This is a genomic window from Scytonema hofmannii PCC 7110, assembly GCF_000346485.2.
Taxonomy (GTDB): Bacteria; Cyanobacteriota; Cyanobacteriia; order Cyanobacteriales; family Nostocaceae; genus Scytonema; species Scytonema hofmannii.
The window spans coordinates 1,589,052-1,610,527 of record NZ_KQ976354.1; the positions used below are offsets into that span (position 1 = coordinate 1,589,052).

Sequence of the window (21,476 nt, forward strand, 5' to 3'; positions counted from 1 at the left end):
AGATACAATTTCCACTGCGGCTTATTCAGTCTCTCCCAAGCTGATGCTATTAATCAACTTGTTGCGAATAAAATTATCTTTACTACATGGAAACTGTTCTTCTTCTGCTATTGCTTATGCAGCTTATGGACTTATTCAATGCGGTGTGCTTAATGATTATGAATTGGGCTATGAATTGGGAAAAATAGCACTTGATTTAGCATCAAATATTAATCAAGTTATCCATTCTTTTATTTTTACGATTCTCTCACACAACTTGTTCTATATAACTCTCAACCAGACTCAGAACAAAAGCATATAATTAGCCAAGTACAAACCACTCAAGAAAAAATGAAAAAGTGGGCAGAATTAGCCCCTATGAATTATTTACATAAATTCTATTTAATAGAAGCAGAAATATATCGATGCCAGGGTGAAAACTACCAAGCAATGGATTATTATGACCGTGCTATTACCCTTGCACAAGCTCAGGGCTATATCCAAGAAGTTGCTATTGCTAACGAACTAGCTTCTTTATTTTACTTAGAATTGGGTAGAGAAAAAATAGCTAAAGCCTATATACATGAAGCTCACTATAGCTACATCCGTTGGGGAGCAATAGCAAAATCTTCAACCCGTTTTTTACGACTAAGCCAGTTGGGAAAGGGACGGGATTAGGTTTATCAATAAGTTACCAGATAGTCACAGAAAAGCATGGAGGGAGTTTAGAGTGCATATCATCGCCGGGAGATGAGACAACTTTTATAATAAAAATTCCCTACCTATAATGTAAGTTTTTCGCGTAAATGCTCAAGGATGCTATACGATTTACGATCGCTGCTACTGCAATCATTGGTAAACCCACCAGCAAACAGAACAACCATTGATTTAAGTTTAATGGTGTAGTATAAAATAAATTGTTCATCAAACTCCACTGGCTAAAAATAATTTGCAAAACTACAGTACAAATGATTCCAGTGATAATTGCTCTTGCATCTTCTATCTTTTGTCTGATTCCACGAAGATTATTGATAATGGCAACCCCTAATTTGCTAATACTTAAAAGATAAAAAATTCTTCCTACAACTAAAGCTTGAATTGCCATAGTACGAGCTAAGTCAATATTTCCTGTGGTTTGCTCTATCCATTCAAATACACCAAAAATTAAAATCCAATTAAAGACAGAAATTATCAGGATGCGTCGTACTAAGCTTTTAGAGAGCAATGATTGATTGGGATTGCGTGGTGGTTGTTTCATCACCTCCTCGGATTTTGGTTCAAAAGCTAAGGGTACAGTCATAGTTATAGAATTCACCATGTTTAGCCACAGCACTTGTAAAGATAAAATGGGTAACTCTCTAGCAAGCAGTACACTAATCAAAATCGTCATCGATTCACCACCGTTAACTGGAAGAATGAATGCGATCGCTTTAAGTAAATTTTGGTAAACTGTTCGCCCTTCCTCAACGGCTGCTTCTATCGAGGCAAAGTTATCATCTGTCAAAATCATGTCTGAAGCCTCTTTGGCAACTTCAGTACCAGCACCCCCCATTGCAATCCCAATATCTGCTTGTCTGAGGGCTGGTGCATCGTTGACACCATCCCCCGTCATGGCAACGATTTCACCTTTAGACTGTAGTGCTTCAACAATACGAAGTTTTTGTTCTGGTGCAACACGAGCAAATACCACCCCATCTTCCACTGCTGTAGCAAGTTCGTGTTTTTCTATTTGGGCCAGTTGACTTCCTGTAAAAGCAGGAACTTTACCATTTTTGTTAAACCCCATACGAGAAGCAATTGCTGCTGCAGTCACAGCATGATCTCCGGTAATCATCTTGACTTTAATCCCAGCTTCTTGACAAGCTTGCACTGCCCTTACCGCTTCTGTTCTGGGTGGATCGATCATTCCTTGCAACCCTAAAAAAATCAAATCCTGTTTGATGTCTGTATGCTCTACTCTCTCATGAGATTCTGACACGTATTTCTTTGCAAAAGCTAGCACTCGTAAACCTTGATGTGCCATCGTATCAACTTCTTGATGCACGGTTTCTGCCTCTAAGGGAGTTAAATTTCCTTGAGAGTCCAGCATTTGTTGGCAGCGATTGAGAATAGCTTCTACCGAACCTTTAACATAAATAGTTCTTAGTAAAGAGTTTTCTTTACTCCCGCTCTCATGCAAAGTTACCATGTACTGAAACTCAGATTCAAATGGAATAGCATCAAGCCGGGGCATTTTCTGTTCGATGTCGGTGCGAGTGAGTCCAACTTTACTCGCAACAGCAACTAATGCTCCTTCTGTCGGATCGCCAAAAACCTGCCATTGGTCATGTTTTTTTTCTATGTGGGAATCATTACACAACAACCCAGCTATTAAGCATTCTTTAAGGGCGGGGGCGTTCTTCCAATTGACTGGATTTTCATCTAGTAAAATTTGTCCTATAGGAGAATAACCCGTACCAGTCACTATAAAGTTTTTGCCTCCTGCATAAATAGCTTGTACTGTCATTTGGTTTTCTGTTAGAGTCCCTGTTTTATCCGAGCAAATAACAGTAGCACCACCGAGGGTTTCTACTGCGGGTAACTTGCGAACAATAGCATGACGCCGTGCCATGCGGGAAACACCTATTGCCAAGGTGACTGTCACCACAGCTGGCAATCCTTCTGGAATGGCACTGACTGCAAAAGCAACAGCCGCTTCAAACATTTCTGCCCAAGAGTAGCCATATCCCAATCCAACGGCAAATACGAGTGCTGCTATTCCTAAAATGACGTACAGCAGGGTTTTGCTAAATTTATCAAATTTACGAGTTAAGGGAGTTTTTAAACTGGTTCCTTGTTCCATTAACTGAGAGATGCGCCCGGTTTCCGTTGCTTCTCCAGTTGCAACAACTACACCTCTACCACTACCAAACGTAACAAAGCTGCCAGCATAAGCCATATTTGTACGTTCTGCTAAAGGTGTGTCGGGGCGGAGAGATTGCGTATCTTTTTCAACAGCAACAGATTCGCCAGTGAGGGCTGATTCATTGACTTGTAAATTTCGTGCTTGTATAAGACGTACATCGGCTGGAACTTTATCTCCAGATGCAAGGAGTACTATATCTCCTGGGACTAGTTCAGTAGAAGGAACTTGTACCTTTTCACTGTTGCGTAGGATGGTTGCGTTTGTTTCAACTGAAGAAGCGAGAGCAGCAATGGCACTTTCTGCTTTAGATTCTTGTACAAAACCAATAATGGCATTAATCAGCGTCACACCCCAAATCACTCCAGCATTCACCCACTGTCCGAGTAAAGCCTTAATTGCACCTGCAACTAGCAAAATGTATAACAGAGGTTGATGAAATTGCAAGAGGAATCTGACAAAAGGGCTTTTTCCTGGTTTGCCCTTAAGTTCGTTAGCACCAAAATGCTCCTGCCGTTTTGTCACCTCGGCAGCAGTTAAACCTGTTTCTAGATTTGTGTCTAAATGTCGAGCAATTTCCCGCTCAAGTAGATTGTGCCATTGATGTTCTTGTACTTGACTTGTGACTGATGCTGCCATATTGTTTGCTTCCATACGATTACCGGACAGAGCCGATTAAAAACATAAGCGTGGCTGATGAGTGGGGATATTTTAATTATTTTTAAGGTATGTCATATGCACATCTTTAACTGATACACAGCAGAGATGCCATTAATTCCCACTATCAAATTATCTAAAGAGAATTTAAAAGATAAATGTGATTAAAAAGTGACGCAAGATAAGCAAAGAGGTTAAAGCCATTTTATTTTTATGCCTAAAAAAAATTTTATACAGTTATAAACTAGTACAGATAACCAGTACCTTTATCCCTATTTTCACAATAATTATATGACATATCTTGGAATGCATCTAGAAACCTGGTATCAAGTTCTCACGGAACCTTTGACTTTTTCAGTGTTGTTTACGGCTCCGATAACTGCTCCAGTGCCTGTTTTCCTCATAATTATGGCAATTATGCTAATTGCTCCGCTCTTATTTGAGCGGTTTAAACTTCCTGGAGTTGTTGGGTTAATTTTAGCAGGAATGGCTGTCGGTCCTTATGGATTACATCTTTTAGAAAGAGATAAAACAATTATATTGTTGGGTACAGTAGGATTACTCTTTCTGATGTTTATGGCAGGACTGGAAACTAGTCTGAATGACCTCAAGTACAATGCTGATAAAGCTGTTATCTTTGGAATGGCTACTTTTGTTCTTCCAATGATGTTTGGTACAGTAGCAATGCTACTTTTAGGGTATTCATTTCTAGCTTCTATATTGGTAGCATCTTGTTTTGCTTCTCACACACTATTGGCATTACCAATAGTGAGTAAGCTAGGAATTATGCGAAGTCAGGCCATAACAGCAACTTTGGGAGGAACTTTAATTACAAACGTATTGGCGCTTTTAGTTTTGGCAATTGTTGTTAAAGCAAATCAAGGTAGCCTTAATCTAAGTTTTTGGTTATTTCTGATTCCATCTTTAAGCATCTATACTTTTGCTACGCTCTGGGGAGTGCCTATAGTGGGACGATGGTTTTTTCGTCGTTTTGGTCATGATGAAGGAGCAGAATTTACATTTGTTTTGGCTACTTTATTTGTGGTTTCCTATGCAGCAGAATTGATTGAAATTGAGCCAATTATTGGGGCTTTTCTAGCTGGGATAGCTATTACTCAACTCATTCCTCAATTGAGTCCCTTAATGAATCGCATCCAATTTATTGGTAACACCTTATTTGTTCCATTTTTTCTCATTTCAGTAGGAATGCTTATCAATCCTACCATTTTGATGAGCGAACCTCGCTCTTTGTTAGTGGCGGGAGTGATGATAGTTACAGAAGTTATTAGTAAATTTTTGGCTGCATGGGGACCGGGTAAGTTTTTTGGTTTTAAATTTCCCAGCATCATGGTTATGTTTGGTCTTTCAGTGGCTCAAGCAGCATCAACATTGGCGGCAATTACTGTAGCTTTCCAGATTAAACTTGTAGATCAAGTTACTGTTAATGGCATTATTGCCATGATTTTAGTCACCTGTATTGCTTCACCTTCTATAACAGCACGTTGGGGTCAAGGTATCAAGTTAGATGACAGAACTTCAACGGATGATGGAAAACAGCCATCGGATAATCCCTTTGCCGCAGATCGAAATTTACGTATTTTAGTACCTGTTGCTAATCCTGATACTGAAAATAATCTACTTCAATTGGCTCTTATTTTGGCTAAAAAAACTGGGGGAACTTTACTACCTTTGCATATTATTCTTGATAATCAAGAGCCAAGAACGCCGGATATTAAGGCGCAACAAAACCAATTATTAGCTGCGGCAGAAACTGCTGCTCATGCTGCTGTTACAGCAGTTGAAGCGATTGGTAGAGTTGATGACTCAGTTGATAAGGGAATTTTGCGAACTGCTCGCGAACGCAATGCTGATGTTATTGTGTGTGGGTGGAAAGGTTTCTCCACTTATACAGAAAACTTTTTTGGTAGTGTGATTGATAATGTTGTCAATCATACAATTGTGCCAGTTATTATCGCTCGGTTTTCTCATCCTATTAAAAGTACAAAACAAGTTTTTTTAGCTTTTACTGAAATTGAGATATCATCTCCTGTTTTTCAACATTCAGTATCTCTAGCACAAGTTCTGGCAGTAGAACTTAAAGGATCGCTACAACTCTTACACGTGTTGCCCCGTACTCGGCATATACCTCTTAATTTAGAAGAAATGGGTTTGAATTCAGAAGTTTCTGTTCAGCGAGTACGAGGAAACTTTATTCATAAAATTTCTATGGTTGTAGGGAAAGATGATTTGCTGGTATTAACTGCTGGCACTCATTCCGATACATTGGGATTGCCGAGTGTGGGAATTCAACCAGAAGCGATCGCACGCTCTCATAGAGATATTTCTTTAATTGTTGTTCATTTTCCTCGATAAAGTGTTAATGAAAAGAAGTGTTATCCCACTTATCTAAAACATCTTGAAATAAAACTTTTTCTATCCAGGTTTTTGCAACTACAGCTAGAGGTATTGCCATTAACAATCTCAAGGCTCCAAAAAAAGTTGTAAACAAGATTTGAGATGTTAGAGTCACAGCAGGTAGCATTGCTACCTGTTTTGCCATGTTGAAATTGTGCGTTAACGCTCGTAAGGAGAAAGAAGGAAGAAGGAAGTTGTATCCCCATCAATAAATTGAGGGGATTTTCAGAGTGAAAAACCTTTATGAATCCATCAATAAATTGAGGGGTTACTTAACGCTCGTAAGAAGGAAGAGGGAAGACCGAAGTTGTATCCCCATCAATAAATTGAGGGGATTTGAAATGGCAAGAACAAAATCTTACTTTTCCATCAATAAATTGAGGGGCTTCTACCTTAGGAAGGAGGAAGAGAGAAAGAGCAGACGGAAAATTCTTTCCAACTTCGGCCTTTCTTCTTCCTCCTTCCTTATTTTCGGTGAAAGTCAGACAAAGTGGACAAGCCTTCCTGGGATTGTAAGCCAGAATACAGATCGCCCTTGTTGTTTATAAGGCTTGTCCACTTTGTCAGGGATTAATGCAGGGGCTTTTGACCCATTTGTCAGAAGAAAGAGAGTTAGACTTTGAGATATAAACGAAAATCCCAACCTTCTTCCCTCTTTCCTCTTCCTTCTTCCTTATTTTGGTAAAAGGCGGCACTATCAGCCAGATAAAGCTAACCAAAAATGCTATTAAGATAAAAAGACTTAGAAAAACTGCTAGAGAACGCTTAATATGTAACTTTTGTATTTGTAGAACAAGCTGATTTAATGCAGTTGCTAATACGATCGCTGTAAACAGCAGCAAAATCAGTTGCCGAATTTGCCAAAGAATATACAAGCAAGCTACTAAAGTAAAGAAACCAATCCATTGTCCAAGTTTCACGGGTATTCAAATACTCTACAAAAACGACTTGCAAAAAAGCCAGTAAATAGTTTCCATAATTTATAGATAAAAAATGTGAAGAAAAAGTGAGCGCAAATAATATTACTGCCACAGCAATTAGATATCACTTTTGAATCACATTTATTTCTAATACTAGACAAGTAAGTCAGCATGATTAAAGTCAACTGGTGAGGAGCATCATTAAGTCAAGCTTTCAGGTGTCTTTACACTTTGTCATGAAGTCATGTAGTTAGGTTTACTTGCGCCTAAGTAAGTCGATTGAAATCAACTATGTTACGAAACGTAAACAAGTTTCAAAACTATTTGCATAGCAAACAAGCAAATTCTATTCATAATTTTTTTGGAGAAAAATCACTATGCCGTTAAAGTTTTTCAGTTTTGATTCGACTCGTTGTACTTTCGTAAGTGCTGTCACTGCACTAGCAGTTGGGCTAGTTTCTTGCCAACCACCAACCCAAACCCCAACCACTACATCTCCTGAAACTACACCAGCACCAGATACTGCTACAGGTAGCACGACTGCTATCAGTGGTGCAGGTGCTTCGTTTCCAGCCCCTCTATATCAGCAATGGTTTGTAGAATACAATCGACAAAATCCTAATGTTCAGATAAGTTACCAATCCATTGGAAGTGGTGCGGGGATAAATCAGTTTTTGGCTCAAACTGTAGATTTTGGAGCGACTGATGCACCACTTAGTGCGGAAGAACGCCAAAAGTTTCCAGCAATAGCTACCAATCCAAAGAATAGAGAAATTAGGATGATTATATTGATAACTGAATAGGACTTTTCCCCCAGAGAAATAGCTGGTGAGGTTAAACTCATCCGCAGAATACTTGCAATACGCTGGCTCCAGTATCTTGTTAAAGGAAATAAATCTGTAATGTAAATAATCGTCCCCAACCACAGTCCAACACGTACTAAGAAGAGTGTCAAGTTGAGAAATACTTCTATTCCTTTAGGTTGCGCCCCTGTCTCCGGATTATTAGCTGCCTTTGGTATCAGTCGTTGCAGCCAATAGCGCCATATAAAACCCAAAATTCTGTGGAGTGCGATCGCTCCCAATACAGATAAACCTGCAAATAACAGCGCTCTCCAAAGATAACTTAACCTTCGTTCTTCTTGACCTTGCGAAATTGCTTCACTAATCTGTTGTACCCAAATTTGAGCCTGTTCTTGTTTACTTCTGCCTGTAGGAGTATCTTCTTGGGTTACTGTGAGCAAGTGACGACTGTTGACCCGAATCACAGGTAACTGATTACTTTCCACAATCTCCACCTTTACTGGTTCAGAGGAACGGACAGCCTGTCTTAAAATCACGTTGGCTTCAGTAGCGCGATTTTCGGCACTAAATTGTTCAGTTTCGCTGACTTCAAATAACCGACGACCATCCAATGTAAGAATAGACGTTGGTCGCTCTTGGGCTTGCACCAGCATATGACTTGTTGAAAAGCATACCAATGCGATCGTCAAGACCATGATAGAGATGAAGGTAGTAATGCGAAAGCGACTCATAGACTAGAAACTCTTTCCTAAGTACTCTGGACAGTAAACGGTCGATTCTTCAGTATTTTTTACATCTCGTATATAAATAACAATATTAGTGTGAATTGCAAAAAATAGAATCTCCCTAAAGACATTGATATACATTGCTCGGAGACAAACTGCTTATCAATTAATTGTTTAATTTTGAGCGGCTTCTATCTAGTTGTACTGATAAGGCAACTAAATGAAGTCGATTTTTTCTCTTGCAGTCACTTTTTCTTCACATTTGTTACCAATACTGAAAACCATTAGGGCAAAGTTGCTCAACTGTGCCGTCAAAAGTGGGAATGACCAAATCACCTTTTTGCTGTCACAGTGACAACAGTTCATTTTTTCCTGACCTCCATATTTTTAAGCTTTCTTCAAGCAATCAATGGAGGTTAAGGATTTTTGATCGATTGCGTCTTTACGTGTAGCTAGCTAAATAAAGGAGACATAATTGTGATGAAAGGTTTAAAAGGCAAAAATGTATTAGTGACAGGTGCGAGTTCGGGGATTGGGCAAGCAATTGCAGTGAGATTTGCTCAAGAAGGGGCAAATGTTGCCATAAATTACCGCAAAAGCCCTGAAGATGCTCAGGACACAGAAGAAATGATAGAAAGGGCTTGTGGAGAGATTCAAGGGTGTGGAGTTGAAAATATTTTAGTTCAAGCTGATGTCTCTAAAGAAGAGGATGTCGTCAACATGGTAGGTACTGTTGTGGAGAAATTTGGCAGTTTGGATATTTTGATTAACAATGCAGGGATTCAAATTGAAGGAGCAGCCCATGAAATTAAAATTGAAGAGTTTGACCGAGTCTTTGCTGTAAATCTCAGAGGTGCCTACATATGCGCCCGTGAAGCGCTCAAGCATTTTCTTTCACGCAACGGTGGTGGTGTCATTATTAATATATCGAGTGTTCATGAAATCATCCCCAAACCAAAATATGTTGGATATTCCGTAAGTAAAGGGGGTATGGAAAACTTAACACGTTCCTTAGCTTTGGAATATGCAGATAAAAATATTCGGGTGAATGCAATTGCGCCAGGTGCAACCATCACACCAATTAATAGATCGTGGATTAACGATCCAGAAGCAAAAGCGGCAGTTGAACAAAAGATTCCTATGGGTCGTGCGGGAACTTCAGAAGAAATGGCAGCATCTGTAGCTTTTTTAGCATCAGATGAAGCTGCTTATATAACTGGGCAGACCTTATTTATTGATGGAGGATTGACCCTTTACCCCAGCTTCAGAGAAAATTGGTCGTCATAAGAAAACTGACAATGTTTGAACTAGAAAAATTGCTAATCGCTATATGTTAATACTGAATTTCTTACTGACTTGGTTAGTTGCTACTGCATCGCTGTTAATTACAGCTTATATCATACCGGGCTTTGAGTTTGATTCTTTTAATACCGCTATAGTTGCTGCCCTAACTTTAGGACTAGTCAATGCATTTGTTCGACCTATTTTTTTCATTTTAACCCTTCCTCTAACCATTTTAACGTTAGGCCTATTTCTATTTATCGTTAATGCGCTAATGCTTTGGTTAGTAGGAGGTCTCGTTCCTGGTTTTCTAGTTGCTGGTTTTGTACCTGCTTTGTTAGGTTCAATAGTTCTGACTGTTGTTTCTACAGTGTTAGAACTAGTCGTCAAAAATGCTACTTAAAGTTTTTTGTTTTTCTGCAGCAACGTCACTTTCTCTTCACATTTATTGCTTATGTTAAAAATCATAGCAGGACAGCTTGAGTACCTCTGGAACAAAAAGTGAATAGTTAATTCACTTTTGTTGTAACAGTTGATATCCTCCACGACACCTATATTCCCGTATATGTTTCGGGAGTACGGGTCTTTTTTATAATTCTTAGTTATTATACAAGTTCAGCTAATTTAGCAACCCTAAATCACTTTCAAGAAACAGGGAGTGGGGAGTTGGGAGTGGGGAGTGGGGGAAAGAGTGTTTCTTTCATTCGTAGCGGGTGGTGCGCCACCCGTGGGGCTGCTCTTAAGAAACATGGGGAGATGGGGAGATGGGGGAAAGAGTGTTTCTTTATTGGGCAGCATGATGATAGAACTATTAATCATCTCTTGCACCCTTGTCCACGCTGCCGATACCGATCCTTGAAAATTCATCGCACCTTTTTATTATGGATATTGCTACAAGTAATATTAAGGAAAATCTCAAAAACAACCTCTATCTAAAGTCATTATATTTTAGATTTAGAACTCCTATAGCAATCCGTGTAGGAGTTACAAACAGTTAGATCCCTGACTTCTTGGAGAAGTCGGGGATCTGGATCGCTGAGTGTTTACAAATCAGATAGGATTGCTATATTCATAATAAATATATTGCTTTAGCTAGATGAAAAAAATGCTAAAATCTAGAAATGTTAAACAACACATAGCAAAAAGTTTAGTGCCGTTTGCATATTTGCTGAATTTTTAGCTATAATTTCCCTTTGTATAGCCAATTTAATCTACATCATCAACTTTTTCTTCCCGTTTTTGGGAAAAAATATGTTACAGCTGATTCTTGTTGTAATTTTTGTGATTAGCGGTTCGGCGCTTTGTTCTAGCGTAGAAACGGCGCTATTCTCTGTATCTACTTTAAAAGTACGCCAATTAGCTCAATCACACAACCCTTCGGCAGTGGCACTTTTGGCGATTCGTGAAAATATGAATCGACCGATAGCCACCATTGTGATACTCAACAACATCTTTAACATCATTGGTAGTATCCTGACAGCGAATATTGCCGCTCAAGTCTTAGGAGATATTTGGCTGGGTGTATTTTCAGGGGTATTGACCTTCTTGATTATTATCTTTGGTGAAATCATCCCAAAGACAATTGGAGAACGCTATGCAGAACAATTAGCTGTAGTTGCAGCTTTACCTGTTACCGGGCTTTCCATTGTCTTCACACCTCTAGTTTGGATTCTCGAAACCGTTACTGCACCCTTCACTAAAGGTAAGAAACGACCGACAACGAATGAGGCTGAAATCAAGTTATTAGCAAGTATCGGTCAACAAGAGGGGATGATTCAAAGGGATGAAGCAGAAATGATCCAACGGGTGTTTCGATTGAACGATTTAACAGCATCTGATATAATGACACCCCGAGTCATACTGACACACATACGTGGAAATATGACTCTTGCTGAGGCAAAAACGGACATCATCGCTTCACAACATACCCGAATTATTGTGGTTGATGACTCTATCGATGAAGTTATTGGATTTGCTTTAAAGCAGACTTTGCTAACAGCAATGGTAGAGGGGAAAAATCATCAAACAATTGCTGAACTGTCCCGCAAAGTTCGCTTTGTGCCTGAAACAATTAAAGCAGACAAACTTCTGAAAGGTTTTATAGACGCTCACGAACATCTAGCAGTGGTAGTGGATGAATACGGAAATGTTGCTGGTGTCGTTACCTTAGAAGATGTGCTAGAGGTGATCACGGGTGAAATCGTAGACGAGACTGATAAAACTGTGGATATGCGAGAGATCGCAAGGAAGAAGCGAGAAAGAATGCTGGAATCTATGGGCATCAAATAGCTGTTTTTATTTTTTAAATCATGAAAACAAAATCATATATTAAAACTCAAGTTCGACACAATCTTTGGCTTGAAAGATTTACGTTTCAAACTGTCCAAAATCTTCTGGGGAAATACCTATACTGCAGTCTTGAATTTGGAAAAAAATCTCGTCGCTGTATCATAATATGAGTGATAAAAAACAGTAATTAATTCTTACTTCTTTGTTACCGTCACATTCTATTCACATTTATCCTCAATTCTAGATATAGAAGATCCTTTCATACTTATCCTGAGTTAAAAGCCCAAATTCCTCAATTTGGCTTTTGACTCTTTATAGCCTTTAATGTGTAGTAGATATAAAATCCTCTGAAGGATAGGGAGCGTTGATTATGGCTGGAATCGTTTGGACTTGGTTAGTGACTGCTGTCAGTTTTTTGATTATTTCTAGATTACCAATTGGAGTTGAGGTTGATAGCTTTGGTAAGGCACTAATTGCTGCTGCTGTTTTCGGAATTTTGAATGCCATTCTGGGTCCGATTTTGACCTTTTTTACCTTTCCTTTTATCATCCTTACGTTGGGTTTATTCTTCTTTATCCTGAATGCGATCATCTTTGGATTGGCGGCTTACCTAGTTCCTGGTTTTCGATTAAGATGGGGTATATGGAGTGCTTTGCTTGGTTCATTCTCTTTAGCAATTATCAATTCCTTATTGAGACTTATAGCGCCGATGACCTAATCAATCATTGATATAGCAATCCTAAATGATTCATGAAAAATCCATTTTAGGAAGTAAAGCGTCAGCACCCTGCACTAAAGTAGTAGGGCTTCATGCCCCAAATTTTAGTTAGCTGACCAGTCTAAGTTCTTAACTGAACTACGTTTAGAGCAAGTGCTAAAGTTCATTCACACCTACGAATGTATGAAAAGGATAGGTCTAAAAGAAGCTGGATTCCTCCTTATTGGACTGGGAATTATTGGACTGCTGATTATTTACCCTATTCAACTTTGGTCTGACCTACTTGATACATGGCCGCGATGGCCATTTATTTCACTTATTATTGTAGGAATTTCTACTTTAACTGTTGGTATACTAAAGGACTATTTAGACAGTAAGTAGGGTTGAAAAACCAATAGAGCAATGGCATTTATTTCGGCAGTGTGACGAAGTAAAAATTTTGGCTAATAACAAGTATATTTATGACTGGCATACTCTTATTCATTATTGGTCTAGGGATTTGTTTTTTAGGTTTAAGAACTAAAGATGAAATTAATCGCATAGCAGCCTTGGTAGCTGGAGCGATCGCTCTAGTTTGGGGATTTGCTCTCACTCCCTTATCATTCCAATTGCTCATTGAAATTGTCTCAGTGTTTGCAGCTTTTTTGGTTTGTATGCGTTGTTTAGGTTGTGGTTCATCACGTTAAGTATTATCCCATCTTGTGGAACAGGCGAGATGCCCGCCACACAATTCAATTACAAATGTATTACAATCAATTGAGAACTGCTATACAAGAAAACTTATTTAATTTGGTAACGCACTAAGTGACTGATATCTCTACGAGATAGCCCTAGTTCTTGTGCAATCATCGCTTCTATCATGTTGACTTCAGTTATGGGAAATTCAAATTCTAATTTAGTGAGTAGATCGCTAGCAGTCATAACTTTAACAAAACTAACTCCTCGCTCCTTATGAATTTCAGCCTTAATGATTTGCACGTTGATAGGAATATCCATCATAATTACTTTATTATTTTTTGATTTTCCTTCTTTAGCAAATAAGTCTAATTGTTGCAAAAGTACAACTTCTTGTAAATTTGAAGGTATATTGGGTATTTGAAACTCTATTCTTTTTAATACGGGATTGGCCACTTGAGTTTCCACTTTAAGTAAACCCACATCTTGCTCTATATCAATTATATTCACTGCCAAATTCAGCTTTAAATAAACATATAATTGTGTATCTGCTTGTAACTTGTCTAGCGTGCTATAAGGACTACTTAAGATTTTTCTTGTGAGAATTCCCCCCACCATCCAAAAGGTTACTCCTAACAGGAAAAAAGGAAGTATTAAAAGGAGAGTTTGAATTCTTCTAAAACGCAGGATTTGTAAAATGTATTCTGGCATATTTGGAACTCTTAATTGAATAAAAGTTGCTAAAAAATGATGTTAATTTCCTCAAAAATTGAGCTTAATAAGTAGTTTAAAATAAAAAAATATAAGAACCCAAATCTTATGATATTTACAATATATTAAGGTCATCTTTATGGGAATTGGTATGACTTTTGGGGGACGTAAAATGTCTAAAAATTTATTACCTTAAGTAGAGTGGAATTCAGAAACTTTTCACAGGCTCAACATATGCGGATCTTAATTGTAGAAGATGACTCCGAACAATTGGAACCATTACAGGGTATACTGTCGGAAGCAGGATATATTGTGGATGGAGTTGAAGATGGGGAAACTGCACAATGGCTGTTGTCCCAAAAGCAGTACGATCTACTAATCATAGATTGGATGTTACCATCAATCAGTGGTTTAAGTTTGTGCCGCCAGTATCGTCAAGCAGGTAAAACCGCACCTGTACTGATGCTAACTGCTAAGGATACCACTTTAGATAAAGTAACAGGTTTAGATGCGGGTGCAGATGATTATTTGGTTAAACCAGCAGATCTTGTGGAACTTCTGGCGCGGGTACGTGCATTGAGCAGGCGATCGCCTCAATGGCTCGGAGACAGCCTCCAAGTAGGAGATTTGCAACTGCACTTAACTCGGTTAACACTAGAACGGGGTCAAACAACTGTAGAATTATCACCTCGCGAGGCTCAACTGCTAGAATATTTGATGCGTCACCCCAATCAGGTTTTAACCCGCACTCAAATTGAAGAAGCATTATGGGAATGGGGAATGGAACCTGAAAGCAATGCTCTGACTGTACTTGTTCGCAAATTGCGCCATCGCATGCAGCTAGTGGGTGCAGCAGACTGGATTAAAACTATCTATGGTATGGGTTATAGCTTGAAACCGTAATGTTCAACCGCAGCCGTTGCAATCTTGCTTGTTGGTTCACCATAACGATGGGTGGTATTTTGGTTGCGTTTGCAGCAGTGGTTTACTACTTGGAAGTCATTGAGTCTTTAGAAGAACTGGATCGATTGCTCTACACAAAAACGAGGGTAATGGCTGCAAGTGTAAAATATGAGCTTCACAACGGTTACAGAGAGGTAGACTTAGAGAATGTGCCGCTTTTGGGGACTAATACACAGCCACCCCTTGACAACCAACTCGTGTATGCACGTTGGTATAATGCCCAAAAGCAACTCGTACAATTTTTTGGTGCAACTCCTGGGGAGCAACTTGCAACCACAAATGGCTTTGACACCATCAAATTCAGTTACAATCGCGTGTGGTTGCGTCAAGTCACATTGCCTGTATACCAAAACAATGCCTTAATTGGTTATTTGCAAGTAGCAATGCCACTGACTTCTATTGAAAATGATTTAGCTAACTTCAGGCTGATTTTGTCGATTTCAGTACCGACAACTTTAGGTATCATCGCCTTTGCTGGTTGGTTTTTAGGTGGACAAGCAATGCAACCAATTCGTGAAAGCTACTCCCAACTACAGCGCTTCACAGCTGATGCTTCTCATGAATTGCGATCGCCTTTAGCTGCGATGATGAGCAATGCTCAATTTGGTTTACTCTCAACATCGAAAGATCCATCTCAACAACATCAGCGATTTCAAAAGATTGTTGATATTGCTAAGTCCATGAGTCTTTTAGTAGATAATTTGCTCTTTTTGGCACGACATCAAGATCGAATTCCTGCTGAGATGTTAGATGAAGTTGATTTGAAGATTCTTTTAAAAAAGCTAGTTGATGATTGTGCAAAACAAGAAACCGCACAACATATCAGTTTATCTTGTGAATTCCCTTCTGAGAGCATAACCGTGCAAGCTGAAAAAGATTTACTGCCAATTGCAGTTATGAATCTTTTAAGTAATGCATGCAAATATACTCCTTCTGGAGGAAAAGTTAAGTTGCGGCTGTTTACCCAATCACGCCAAGCAGTTATTCAAGTAGCAGACAATGGTGTTGGAATTCCTGAAACTGATTTACCCCATATTTTTGAGAGATTTTATCGAGTCGATAAAAAGCGATCGCGCAAAACAGGCGGGTTTGGTTTGGGGTTAGCTATAGCCCAACAAATAGTCCAAGTACACGGTGGTAAAATTAACGTTAAAAGTGTTGTTGGACAAGGGACAACTTTTCAAATTGTTCTGCCAATAACTAAAGTATAAAGTTTTGTCATTTTCTGCTCACATTTCTTAAAAAGAATGGAGATAACCACATGAAGAAAAAAGATTATGAAGACGACTTTTTGGAAATATTTTCCGCTTATCGCATCATCGCTAGCTATTGTTACGAGTAGTTTGCCAGCTCGCGCACAGAAGCAAAATATTACATCGGATCGCGAGGCTCGTTCTGTGAATCATGTCACATCAAATATGTCCAAGCAGGTAAATAGTGCATCTGCATTAATTTCTCCACCAGAAACTTCTCAAGCAGCACCCTTACCAAGAGTCTCTCAGCCCGAATCATCCTCAACATCAACTTCTAAAACCAGAGTTGCTCAAGTTATTTCTCCAGGAAGAGCAACAAGATCTGGCCCTAGTTATATTGGTGTTGCTGGTAATATTGGTTTAACTGGCGATACGGGTATAGGTGAAGGTGCGTTTACATTGATTAGCAAGCTCGGACTATCACGCAATTTCTCTGTACGTCCTGGAGTTATCTTTGGAGACGATCCAGTCTTTCTCGTACCGCTTACTGTAGATTTTCCTCAGGAAAATTTAGAAATTACCCAAGTGAATGTCGCACCCTATATTGGTGGAGGGGTGGCAATTTCTACAGGTAGAGATAGCACTGTTGGTGCATTAATTACTGGTGGTGTTGATGTTCCTTTATCCCCACAGATTACAGCAACGGCTGGTGTCAACGTCGGCTTTATTGACGACACTGACGTAGGGTTGTTAGTAGGAGTAGGTTACAACTTCTAAGATAATTTCGGAAAAAACGAAAAAGTTATCTTCCTTGGGCGGGTAGTTCAAACTGTCCTCACTTTCAACAATAAAAATAGTTATACCATTCATGGGAGGTGGGAAAAGCCGTTCAAATACACTGACCAATGCTTTGCTCGTACAAGCTGTCATAACACTTTTTTTGGTGGTGTTGGGAACTGTAACGCGCAGAGGCTTTGAAACAATGGTGGATTTTACTGCTCCCATTTTTTGGTTCTTTTTTTTACTGAGCAGTTTCTCACTGTTAGTTTTGAGAGTGCGGGAACCAGAGCGAGAAAGACCATTTCGAGTTCCTTTTTATCCCCTGACACCTCTCTTGTTTTGTCTTTTATGTGGTTACTGACTTTACTCTAGCCTCGCATATACTGGTATCGGAGCAATGATAGGAGTGGCTGTGGTGCTAGCTGGTGTGCCTCTACTATTTATAGCCTGTCATCGTCAAGGTTAAGGCAACATTTCTATACTGTCATAACAAATGCTGAAAATACTGATCGCAATTGTAAGCGTGACTAGCTTGATATTAATGGGTTGTACGCAACAGCGTAATTTTGAAATAGAAGCCCAAATACCTGCTTCCGTCGTACAACCCCAACAAAGAGAGGCTGATGTACCTTACGTATCAACGCCGGAAGAAGTGGTTAACCAAATGCTCAAAATGGCAAATGTGTCAAGCAAAGATGTGTTATACGACTTGGGTAGTGGTGACGGGCGAATTCCAATTACTGCTGTACAGAATTATGGCGTAAGTCGTGCAATTGGTGTAGAAATTAATCCTCAGTTGGTGCAGCAAAGTCGAGAAAATGCCCAAAAGCAGGGAGTGAGCGAGCGCGTAACTTTTTTACAACAAGATCTTTTCCAAACCAACTTGAGTGATGCAACAGTAGTCACGCTGTATCTGCTACCTAGAATTAATCGGAGACTGCGACCAAAGCTGTTAAAAGAGCTTAAGCCAGGTACGCGTATAGTCTCTCATGATTTTGACATGGGGAACTGGAAACCAGATCGTGTCCTACAGGTGAAAGGACCAACTCGCAGACATACAATTTATTACTGGGTCGTTCCAGCAAAAGCTACCATCAATCCTTTAAAATAAATAAAACGGGTTTATCGATTGTCAAAACATTTGTAGAGGTATTGCGATAAATTATGTGTTGGCGATGGCGAAGCCGTGACGACTCCACACATTCCCCTGGGTACAGGGTGAATGTGGGCTTCTTAAGAAATTAGGAAGTACGTCATTAGCCTAGGTGGTTCGTTACGCAAGAAATCACCACGTTTAACCAGAATATATAGGTACTTCAGAATACAGAGAGTAGCGTCTCGATCCCTAGTTCTGAACTCTACGACCAGTGATTAAACATTTCTACAGGAAGAGGAAAAGTGTTGCTGGTATAAAACCTGGATAAACATTGGCAAAGGGAACCACGCTGTAAGGCGATTACCTGTTTATTAGGAATACAAATCATGAAAGTCTACGTTGTCAACAAACACGGCAAACCGTTAATGCCTACGACTCCCCGTAAAGCTCGGTTGCTTTTGAAGGAAGGGAAAGCCAAAATTTATTGTCGCGCTCCATTTACCATTCAATTAATTTATGGTTCTAGTGGTTATACTCAACCAGGAAATTTAGGGATTGATGCAGGTTATCAAAATATTGGGTACAGTGTAGTCAACGAGAAAGAAGAATTAATTGGTGGTGAAGTTCAGATGTTAAAAGGTGTGTCTGAACGATTGACAGAACGAAAAAAATACCGTCAGCAAAGAAGAAATAGAAAAAGATATCGTGCGCCAAGATTTGATAATCGTAGGCGTAAAGACAATTGGCTAGCACCAAGTATTCAGCACAAACTAGATACTCATCACAAAATCATTGATAAAATTCAGAAAATAGTTCCAGTCAAAAAAATTACGATTGAAGTAGCTAGTTTTGACATTCAGAGAATAAAGGATGCTGAAATCCAAGGTGTGGGTTATCAACAGGGAGAAAAATATGGCTTTGATAATTTACGTGAATACATTTTGCACAGAGATGGGCATAAATGTCAAAACCCCAATTGTAAAAATAAAGATGTCAATCCAATATTAGAAGTACATCACTTAGGGTTTTGGAAAGAAGACAGAACAGATAGACCTGCCAACCTGATTACCTTATGTAATAAATGCCATGCATCCAAAAATCATAAAAAGAGTGGTTTCCTTTGTGGATGGGAGCCAAAGCTGAAGTCATTTAAAGGTGAAACCTTTATGACAACAGTTAGATGGCGTTTGACTAATGATGGACGATATAGTTCAACTTATGGCTACATCACCAAAGGCATTAGAAGAGAATTTAAAATAGAAAAATCTCATCACAACGATGCATTTGTTGTTGCAGGTGGTACTATTCAGAAAAGAGTAGAATCATTAATCCTAGAACAAATTAGGCGAAATAAGCGCTCGATGGAGCAGTTCTATGATGCCAAATATATTGATAGTAGAGACGGCTCAACTAAATCTGGTTCGGAATTATCCTCAGGTAGGAGAACTCGCAACAAACAAAAAAATGGTGAAAACTTGAGACTTTACCGGAAACACAAAGTATCAAAAGGGCAACGTCGAATTAAAAAATACCGTTACCGATACCAACCCAAGGATTTAGTTCAATTTGAAGGTCAGGTATACGAAGTTATTGGAATGCAAAACTTAGGTACTGGTGTGAAGTTGAAAAACTATCCTGGTGTCAAAAATAAGGTGGTTAACGTTAATAAAGTCAATCCTGTTAAAAGGAGATCTGGTTTATGTCAAATCGTGCCGTAATTGGCAATTCCTCATCGACTTCACTCCCGCGTTAACCTACGGTTAACATAAGTCGGAAGTCAATTCGTCATTGCCCCAAGATTCATCTCATCATTCCTCTGAGTACAGAGTGAATGAGAGGCTTCTCTTGGATTAAGCTAAAAACTAAGATACAACAATACCTTATATGGCTGATAACAATCGCTCGCAGTGGGACTTGGGCAGATTTATTGAAACTCTAACCTACTTTGAGGTTATTCCTTTTCTTAACTGGATACAAGATTTATTTCAAGGTCGCCCCATTCATAATAAAGACAGACTTGATGGAGCAAAACAAGTGGGCGTTATACTGGTAGCTGGTGCAACGGGTGGTCTGGGAAAACGTGTGGTAGGACAACTCCTCCAACGGGGTTATAAAGTACGATCGCTAGTCCGAGACATAGACAAAGCGCGATCGCTCCTTGGCAATGACACGGAATTAGTAGTTGCGGATATTACAAAACCTGAAACTCTCACTCCTCTGATTGCGGCTAACATCCAAGCCGTAGTGTGTTGTACTGCTGTGCGCGTCCAGCCTGTAGAAGGAGATAGCCCAGAACGGGCTAAATACTACCAAGGTGTTAAATTTTACCAACCAGAAATTGTCGGCGATACCCCAGAAAATGTTGAATACCAAGGGGTAAAAAACTTGGTAGAAGCTGTAACAAAATATCTGCCAAAAGCAGGCGAACGAGTATTATTTGATTTTACAAATCCATCTACAGAACTCAAAGAGACTTGGGGCGCAGTGGATGATGTCGTTATGGGTGGAGTCAGTCAAAGCAACATTCAACTTGTAGAAGGGACATCTCTATTTTCTGGCTCCGTTTCCACCGCCAACTCAGGAGGATTTGCGTCTGTTAGAACTAAAAATTTTACCCCAGGTTTTGACTTATCTGGCTGTGAAGGTATAGAGTTGCGCCTCAGAGGTGATGGAAACCGTTATAAATTCCTCCTACGTACCGAGACACAATGGGATGGTGTTGCTTATAGCTATTCTTTTGACACAGAAGCTAACACCTGGATGAATATTCGCATTCCTTTTGCAGATGCGATCGCAGTTTTTCGCGCCAAAACACTCCCAGACTATCAGCCCATTGATACTCGTAAAATTTGCTCGTTTCAACTCATGCTGAGCAAGTTTGAATACGACGGTGGATTAAACCCCAAATTTACACCAGGTGGTTTCTCTCTCCAAGTGGAATCCATCAAAGCTTATAGCAAGCAAGTGTTACCACAGTTTGTCCTTGTTAGTTCTGCAGGTGTGACTCGTCCCGGAAGACCGGGAATTAATTTAGATGAGGAACCACCCGCCGTGAGATTAAATGACCAACTCGGAGGAATTTTAACTTGGAAATTAAAAGGAGAAGAAAGTTTAAAGCAAAGTGGAATTCCTTACACAATTGTGAGACCGTGCGCTTTAACTGAGGAACTAGGGGGTAAAGAGTTGATTGTCGCCCAAGGTGATAACATCAAAGGAAAAATCAGCCGTGACGATGTTGCTAAGCTTTGTGCAGAAGTCTTGCAACAAAGTCAAGCATCTAATGTTACATTTGAGGTAAAACAGGGAGAAAAGATTGTTAGTTCCATCAACTGGCAAAGTCTATTTTCTCAACTGAAACCTGATTAAAAT

General features: G+C 39.4%; 19 protein-coding genes and 3 pseudogenes. 16 read left to right on the forward strand and 6 right to left on the reverse strand.

Annotation, left to right across the window (positions count from 1 at the left end; translation table 11 throughout):
• Positions 1–330: 330 nt before the first annotated feature.
• Both WA1_RS59470 and WA1_RS52360 read left to right on the forward strand, forming a co-directional pair.
• Positions 331–657 (forward strand): hypothetical protein, encoded by a 327-nt coding sequence (locus WA1_RS59470; RefSeq protein WP_017747804.1) that lies wholly within the window; start codon positions 331–333, stop codon positions 655–657.
• Positions 600–767 (forward strand): annotated as a pseudogene (locus WA1_RS52360) (ATP-binding protein); the annotation flags it as partial. The gene WA1_RS59470 and the pseudogene WA1_RS52360, both read left to right, overlap by 58 nt.
• On the opposite strand, the gene WA1_RS06815 reads toward WA1_RS52360, so the two are convergent.
• Complete coding sequence (locus WA1_RS06815) at positions 758–3,520, reverse strand: cation-translocating P-type ATPase (protein WP_017747805.1); 2,763 nt, start codon at positions 3,518–3,520, stop codon at positions 758–760. The pseudogene WA1_RS52360 and the gene WA1_RS06815 sit on opposite strands and share 10 nt — an antisense overlap.
• 309 nt (positions 3,521–3,829) lie before the next feature.
• On the opposite strand from WA1_RS06815, the gene WA1_RS06820 reads away from it, so the two are divergent.
• Positions 3,830–5,911 (forward strand): cation:proton antiporter domain-containing protein, encoded by a 2,082-nt coding sequence (locus WA1_RS06820; protein WP_017747806.1) that lies wholly within the window; start codon positions 3,830–3,832, stop codon positions 5,909–5,911.
• 4 nt (positions 5,912–5,915) lie between these two features.
• On the opposite strand, the pseudogene WA1_RS06825 reads toward WA1_RS06820, so the two are convergent.
• The 3 genes and pseudogenes from WA1_RS06825 to WA1_RS61290 form a co-directional block, all read right to left on the reverse strand.
• A pseudogene (locus tag WA1_RS06825) lies at positions 5,916–6,098 on the reverse strand (AI-2E family transporter); the annotation flags it as partial.
• A 418-nt stretch (positions 6,099–6,516) separates the two neighbouring features.
• Positions 6,517–6,873 carry an AI-2E family transporter gene (locus WA1_RS06830; RefSeq protein WP_017747808.1) on the reverse strand — a complete coding sequence of 119 codons (357 nt, stop codon included), beginning with the start codon at positions 6,871–6,873 and terminating at the stop codon, positions 6,517–6,519.
• A gap of 346 nt (positions 6,874–7,219) precedes the next feature.
• Positions 7,220–7,411, reverse strand: coding sequence for a hypothetical protein (locus tag WA1_RS61290; protein ID WP_017747809.1), 192 nt, complete (start codon positions 7,409–7,411; stop codon positions 7,220–7,222).
• 7 nt (positions 7,412–7,418) lie between these two features.
• On the opposite strand from WA1_RS61290, the gene WA1_RS62080 reads away from it, so the two are divergent.
• The 3 genes from WA1_RS62080 (at position 7,419) to WA1_RS06850 (ending at position 10,085) form a co-directional block, all read left to right on the forward strand.
• Positions 7,419–7,676: a substrate-binding domain-containing protein gene (locus tag WA1_RS62080; RefSeq protein WP_336389840.1), complete on the forward strand. Its 258-nt coding sequence runs from the start codon at positions 7,419–7,421 to the stop codon at positions 7,674–7,676.
• Between the two features lie 1,205 nt (positions 7,677–8,881).
• Positions 8,882–9,688 (forward strand): glucose 1-dehydrogenase, encoded by an 807-nt coding sequence (locus tag WA1_RS06845; RefSeq protein ID WP_017747811.1) that lies wholly within the window; start codon positions 8,882–8,884, stop codon positions 9,686–9,688.
• A gap of 43 nt (positions 9,689–9,731) precedes the next feature.
• Positions 9,732–10,085, forward strand: coding sequence for a phage holin family protein (locus WA1_RS06850; protein ID WP_017747812.1), 354 nt, complete (start codon positions 9,732–9,734; stop codon positions 10,083–10,085).
• Positions 10,086–10,315: 230 nt separating this feature from the next.
• Here WA1_RS06850 and WA1_RS54715 read toward each other — a convergent pair whose 3' ends face one another.
• A complete protein-coding gene (locus WA1_RS54715; RefSeq protein ID WP_148662639.1) occupies positions 10,316–10,549 on the reverse strand; it encodes a hypothetical protein in 234 nt (77 codons plus the stop codon).
• Positions 10,550–10,933: 384 nt separating this feature from the next.
• Here WA1_RS54715 and WA1_RS06860 point away from each other — a divergent pair, with 384 nt between their 5' ends.
• The 3 genes from WA1_RS06860 (at position 10,934) to WA1_RS06875 (ending at position 13,375) form a co-directional block, all read left to right on the forward strand.
• Positions 10,934–11,971 carry a hemolysin family protein gene (locus WA1_RS06860; protein ID WP_017747814.1) on the forward strand — a complete coding sequence of 346 codons (1,038 nt, stop codon included), beginning with the start codon at positions 10,934–10,936 and terminating at the stop codon, positions 11,969–11,971.
• 370 nt (positions 11,972–12,341) lie between these two features.
• Complete coding sequence (locus WA1_RS06865) at positions 12,342–12,689, forward strand: phage holin family protein (RefSeq protein ID WP_017747815.1); 348 nt, start codon at positions 12,342–12,344, stop codon at positions 12,687–12,689.
• 461 nt (positions 12,690–13,150) lie between these two features.
• Positions 13,151–13,375 (forward strand): hypothetical protein, encoded by a 225-nt coding sequence (locus WA1_RS06875; protein WP_017747817.1) that lies wholly within the window; start codon positions 13,151–13,153, stop codon positions 13,373–13,375.
• Positions 13,376–13,469: 94 nt separating this feature from the next.
• Here the strand turns inward: WA1_RS06875 and WA1_RS06880 are convergent, their stop codons facing one another.
• Positions 13,470–14,075 carry a hypothetical protein gene (locus WA1_RS06880; protein ID WP_017747818.1) on the reverse strand — a complete coding sequence of 202 codons (606 nt, stop codon included), beginning with the start codon at positions 14,073–14,075 and terminating at the stop codon, positions 13,470–13,472.
• Positions 14,076–14,309: 234 nt separating this feature from the next.
• Here WA1_RS06880 and rppA point away from each other — a divergent pair, with 234 nt between their 5' ends.
• The 7 genes and pseudogenes from rppA (at position 14,310) to WA1_RS06915 (ending at position 21,473) form a co-directional block, all read left to right on the forward strand.
• On the forward strand, positions 14,310–14,978 hold the full coding sequence (rppA, locus tag WA1_RS06885) for a two-component system response regulator RppA (protein WP_017747819.1): 669 nt from the start codon (positions 14,310–14,312) through the stop codon (positions 14,976–14,978).
• Positions 14,978–16,249 carry a sensor histidine kinase gene (locus WA1_RS06890; protein WP_017747820.1) on the forward strand — a complete coding sequence of 424 codons (1,272 nt, stop codon included), beginning with the start codon at positions 14,978–14,980 and terminating at the stop codon, positions 16,247–16,249. The genes rppA and WA1_RS06890 overlap by 1 nt, the downstream gene beginning before the upstream one ends.
• Positions 16,250–16,315: 66 nt before the next feature.
• The gene (locus WA1_RS06895) at positions 16,316–17,008 is read left to right on the forward strand and encodes a porin family protein (protein WP_017747821.1); all 693 of its coding nucleotides are present in this window, start codon (positions 16,316–16,318) and stop codon (positions 17,006–17,008) included.
• Positions 17,009–17,096: 88 nt separating this feature from the next.
• Positions 17,097–17,477, forward strand: a pseudogene (locus WA1_RS06900) (amino acid permease); the annotation flags it as partial.
• A 27-nt stretch (positions 17,478–17,504) separates the two neighbouring features.
• A complete protein-coding gene (locus tag WA1_RS06905; protein ID WP_017747823.1) occupies positions 17,505–18,122 on the forward strand; it encodes a class I SAM-dependent methyltransferase in 618 nt (205 codons plus the stop codon).
• Between the two features lie 371 nt (positions 18,123–18,493).
• Positions 18,494–19,825, forward strand: a complete 1,332-nt coding sequence (gene iscB, locus WA1_RS06910; RefSeq protein WP_017750198.1) for an RNA-guided endonuclease IscB — start codon at positions 18,494–18,496, stop codon at positions 19,823–19,825.
• 166 nt (positions 19,826–19,991) lie between these two features.
• The gene (locus tag WA1_RS06915) at positions 19,992–21,473 is read left to right on the forward strand and encodes a CIA30 family protein (RefSeq protein ID WP_017747824.1); all 1,482 of its coding nucleotides are present in this window, start codon (positions 19,992–19,994) and stop codon (positions 21,471–21,473) included.
• The last annotated feature ends 3 nt before the right edge of the window (positions 21,474–21,476 follow it).